This window comes from Microbacterium algeriense (genome assembly GCF_008868005.1).
Classification (GTDB): Bacteria; Actinomycetota; Actinomycetes; order Actinomycetales; family Microbacteriaceae; genus Microbacterium; species Microbacterium algeriense.
The window spans coordinates 1-1,803 of the sequence record NZ_WAAO01000006.1 but is presented as its reverse complement, the minus strand read 5'-3'; the positions used below and the strand labels follow the sequence as shown (position 1 = coordinate 1,803).

Annotated in this window: 1 rRNA gene; it reads left to right on the top strand. The window is 55.4% G+C overall.

The annotated features are described in order from the left end of the window. The first annotated feature begins 261 nt into the window (after positions 1–261). A 16S ribosomal RNA gene (locus tag F6A08_RS17530) occupies positions 262–1,785 on the top strand. Positions 1,786–1,803 lie beyond the last annotated feature (18 nt).

The window sequence follows — 1,803 nt, the reverse complement described above, 5'->3', positions numbered from 1 at the left end:
GTAAGATAGAGAAGTTGCCCTGCGGGCCTGGTTGTGATGACTGGGTCGTGGGAGCATCCGATCCTTGAGAACTCAACAGCGTGCACTTGTCAAATGCCAAATTATCCTCGTCTCCACTTCGGTGGGGGTGAGAATTCCTTTGGATCAAAGACCAGCCCTTCCGGGGGCTGGCAATGGATGAAGTCAGCAATGAATTCGTCTCTTTGGTCAGCATCAAACTCGCTGCCCCATCGTTTTCCCGGTGTGGGTATGCATTTCTTTTTTACGGAGAGTTTGATCCTGGCTCAGGATGAACGCTGGCGGCGTGCTTAACACATGCAAGTCGAACGGTGAACACGGAGCTTGCTCTGTGGGATCAGTGGCGAACGGGTGAGTAACACGTGAGCAACCTGCCCCTGACTCTGGGATAAGCGCTGGAAACGGCGTCTAATACTGGATATGTGACGTGATCGCATGGTCTGCGTCTGGAAAGAATTTCGGTTGGGGATGGGCTCGCGGCCTATCAGCTTGTTGGTGAGGTAATGGCTCACCAAGGCGTCGACGGGTAGCCGGCCTGAGAGGGTGACCGGCCACACTGGGACTGAGACACGGCCCAGACTCCTACGGGAGGCAGCAGTGGGGAATATTGCACAATGGGCGCAAGCCTGATGCAGCAACGCCGCGTGAGGGATGACGGCCTTCGGGTTGTAAACCTCTTTTAGCAGGGAAGAAGCGAAAGTGACGGTACCTGCAGAAAAAGCGCCGGCTAACTACGTGCCAGCAGCCGCGGTAATACGTAGGGCGCAAGCGTTATCCGGAATTATTGGGCGTAAAGAGCTCGTAGGCGGTTTGTCGCGTCTGCTGTGAAATCCGGAGGCTCAACCTCCGGCCTGCAGTGGGTACGGGCAGACTAGAGTGCGGTAGGGGAGATTGGAATTCCTGGTGTAGCGGTGGAATGCGCAGATATCAGGAGGAACACCGATGGCGAAGGCAGATCTCTGGGCCGTAACTGACGCTGAGGAGCGAAAGGGTGGGGAGCAAACAGGCTTAGATACCCTGGTAGTCCACCCCGTAAACGTTGGGAACTAGTTGTGGGGTCCATTCCACGGATTCCGTGACGCAGCTAACGCATTAAGTTCCCCGCCTGGGGAGTACGGCCGCAAGGCTAAAACTCAAAGGAATTGACGGGGACCCGCACAAGCGGCGGAGCATGCGGATTAATTCGATGCAACGCGAAGAACCTTACCAAGGCTTGACATATACGAGAACGGGCCAGAAATGGTCAACTCTTTGGACACTCGTAAACAGGTGGTGCATGGTTGTCGTCAGCTCGTGTCGTGAGATGTTGGGTTAAGTCCCGCAACGAGCGCAACCCTCGTTCTATGTTGCCAGCACGTAATGGTGGGAACTCATGGGATACTGCCGGGGTCAACTCGGAGGAAGGTGGGGATGACGTCAAATCATCATGCCCCTTATGTCTTGGGCTTCACGCATGCTACAATGGCCGGTACAAAGGGCTGCAATACCGCGAGGTGGAGCGAATCCCAAAAAGCCGGTCCCAGTTCGGATTGAGGTCTGCAACTCGACCTCATGAAGTCGGAGTCGCTAGTAATCGCAGATCAGCAACGCTGCGGTGAATACGTTCCCGGGTCTTGTACACACCGCCCGTCAAGTCATGAAAGTCGGTAACACCTGAAGCCGGTGGCCTAACCCTTGTGGAGGGAGCCGTCGAAGGTGGGATCGGTAATTAGGACTAAGTCGTAACAAGGTAGCCGTACCGGAAGGTGCGGCTGGATCACCTCCTTTCTAAGGAGCATCTGACAC